The sequence below is a fragment of the Nocardiopsis sp. TNDT3 genome, from assembly GCF_003427465.1.
Taxonomy (GTDB): Bacteria; Actinomycetota; Actinomycetes; order Streptosporangiales; family Streptosporangiaceae; genus Nocardiopsis; species Nocardiopsis dassonvillei.
On the sequence record NZ_QPFC01000976.1, the window covers coordinates 1 to 2,820 of the forward strand.

2 protein-coding genes are annotated in these 2,820 nt (G+C 74.5%); one reads left to right on the top strand and one right to left on the bottom strand.

Annotated elements, in window-relative coordinates:
- On the bottom strand, window positions 1-366 hold a 366-nt coding region (locus DQW06_RS22480; RefSeq protein WP_157983564.1), incomplete at its 3' end, for a TetR/AcrR family transcriptional regulator.
- A gap of 99 nt (window positions 367-465) precedes the next feature.
- On the opposite strand from DQW06_RS22480, the gene DQW06_RS22485 reads away from it, so the two are divergent.
- Window positions 466-2,742, top strand: coding sequence for a glycoside hydrolase family 3 C-terminal domain-containing protein (locus tag DQW06_RS22485; RefSeq protein WP_117199256.1), 2,277 nt, complete (start codon window positions 466-468; stop codon window positions 2,740-2,742).
- Window positions 2,743-2,820: the final 78 nt, after the last annotated feature.

Genomic DNA, 2,820 nt, shown 5'->3' on the forward strand with positions numbered 1-2,820 from the left:
GTGCCGGACCAGCCGCACCAGCGAATCGGCGATGCCGGGGCGTCCGGCGGCGTCAGGACCGCGTTCGGCGCCGTCGGGGCTTTCTCCGGCACCGCCGGGACGCCGAGCACCGGCCTCGGAACCCCGGTCGGCGCCCTCCCCGTAGGCCAGCCGGTCGAGTTCGTCGCGGTGGCGCAGCACCTCGACGAAGAGCCGTTCCTTGCTCCCGAAGTGGTGCAGCAGGCCGTTCTGGCTGAGTCCGACCGCGTCGGCGATCTCGCGCACCGTCGCGCGGCTGTACCCGTCGCGTCCGATGACGGTGAGCGCCGCGTCGAGGATCTCCCCGCGCTTGGCCACGCCCTTCGCGTAGGAGCCTCGTCGTGCCATGGCGCGACTGTAGCACTTGCCGCGCGAAAACCGCATGACGTACTGTTTTCGCACGGACGCGTCAACGACCCGCGTTTCCCCGGACAGGAGCGAGCAGCCATGACCCACGACCCAGCCGACCTGAGCGGGCTCACACTGGCGGAGAAGGCCTCGCTGAGCAGCGGCGCCGACTTCTGGACGACCAAGGCCGTGGGGGACGTCCCCTCGCTCGTGCTCACCGACGGGCCGCACGGCGTACGCCGACAGGCCGGTGCCACCGACCACCTGGGCCTGGCGGAGAGCCTGCCCGCGACCTGCTTCCCGCCCGCCGTCGGCCTGTCCCAGAGCTGGGACCCCGACCTGGTCGGGCGGGTGGGCGCGGCCCTGGGCGCCGAGGCCGGGGCGCTGGGCGTGGACGTGCTCCTGGGCCCGGGGATCAACATCAAGCGCGACCCGCGCGGCGGGCGCAACTTCGAGTACTTCTCCGAGGACCCCCTCCTCACCGGCGTCCTGGGCGGCGCCTGGGTGAGCGGCCTCCAGAGCACCGGTGTGGGCGCCTCGCTCAAGCACTTCGCCGCCAACAACGCCGAGCACGACCGGATGCGCTCCAGCTCCAACGTCGACCCGCGCACGCTGCGCGAGATCTACCTGCGCGCCTTCCAGAGGGTCGTGCGCACGTCCGCCCCGTGGACCGTGATGTGCTCCTACAACCGCATCAACGGCGTCTACGCCTCGGAGGACCACTGGCTGCTCACCACGGTGCTGCGCCAGGAGTGGGGCTTCGACGGCGTGGTCGTGAGCGACTGGGGCGCGGTGCAGGACCGGCCCGCCGCGGTCGCCGCCGGGTTGGACCTGGAGATGCCCGGTGACGGCGGCGCGAGCGACGCGCGGCTCCTCGCGGCCGTGGAGGCCGGGGCCTGCTCGACGGAGGACGTGGACACGGCCGCCTCCCGCGTGGCCGCCCTGGCCGCCAGGGCGCGCGGCTCCCGCCGGGACCGCGCGGCGGATCCCGAACGCGCCCCGGAGGTCGGCGCGCGGGAGATCGAGGACCACCACGCCCTCGCCCGCGAGGTGGCCGCGCGGTGCGTCGTCCTGCTCAAGAACGACGGCGCGCTCCTGCCGCTCGCGCCCGACGGGTCCGTCGCGGTGATCGGCGGCTTCGCCCGGAACCCGCGTTACCAGGGCGGCGGCAGCTCCCACGTGAACCCCACGCGCGTGGACGTCCCGCTGGAGGAGATCCGCGCCCTGGCCGGTTCCGGCGCGGTCGCCTTCGCCCCCGGCTACGCCGACCGGGCGCAGGACGGTACGGAACCGGGCGACGCGGCGGCCCTGCGTGAGGAGGCGGTGCGCGCCGCGTCCGAGGCGGACACCGCCGTGGTCTTCCTGGGCCTGGCCGAGCACCAGGAGTCCGAGGGCTTCGACCGGGAGCACATCGAACTCCCCGCCGAACAGCTCGACCTGCTCGCGGCCGTCGTGCGGGCGCAGCCCCGCACGGTCGTCGTGCTCTCCCACGGCGGCGTGCTGCGGCTCGCCCCCGTCGCCGAGCTGGCCCCCGCGGTCCTGGACGGGGCCCTCCTGGGCCAGGCGGGCGGCGGCGCGATCGCCGACGTGCTGTTCGGCCGGGTCAACCCGTCGGGGCGGCTCGGCGAGACGGTGCCGGTCCGGTTGCAGGACACCCCCGCCTACCTCAACTTCCCCGGGGAGAACTCCGCGGTGCTCTACGGCGAGGGCCTGTACGTGGGCTACCGCTGGTACGACGCCCGCGACATGGAGGTGGCCTTCCCCTTCGGGCACGGCCTGTCGTACACGAGCTTCGCCTACTCCGACCTCGAACTGGAGCAGGACGGCGCCGGGATCACGGCGCACCTGACCGTGACCAACACCGGGGACCGGTCCGGGCGCGAGGTCGTGCAGTTCTACGTCGCCAAGCCCGACTCGGCCGTGTCGCGGGCGCCGCGTGAGCTGAAGGGCTTCACGGGCGTGACCCTGGAACCCGGTCGCAGCGAGCGCGTCAGCGTCCCGCTGTCCCGGGAGGACCTGGCGTACTGGGAGGTGCGGGCCGACCGCTGGGTGGTCGAGGGCGGCGAGTACGTGGTGTCGGCGGGCGCTTCGAGCCGCGACCTGCGGGTCACGGCGGCGATCGCGGTCGAGGGCGACGCGCTGCGCCTGCCGGTGACGCTCGACTCCACGCTGGGCGAGGTCATGGCCGACCCCGGGGCGGCGGCCCTCCTCGCCCGGGCCTTCACGCCTCCGGCGGCCGAGGGCTCCGACAACGCCATGGGGATGGACATGGCGCGGATGATGGCCTCGATCCCGATCCGCCGCCTGGCGAGCTTCGGCCCGACGGGACTGGACGAGCTCGAAGCACTCGTCGCGAGGATCAACGCCGAGGACTGAGCGGCCGACCCGGCCGGGCCCGCCGCGCTCGCGACGCGGCCCCGATCCGCCGGGCCGCCCTCACAGGGGCGGCCCGGC

Excerpts from the sequence above, each read along its gene's own strand:
- DQW06_RS22485 (WP_117199256.1), top strand. The coding sequence starts at position 466 with ATGACCCACGACCCAGCCGACCTGAGCGGGCTCACACTGGCGGAGAAG.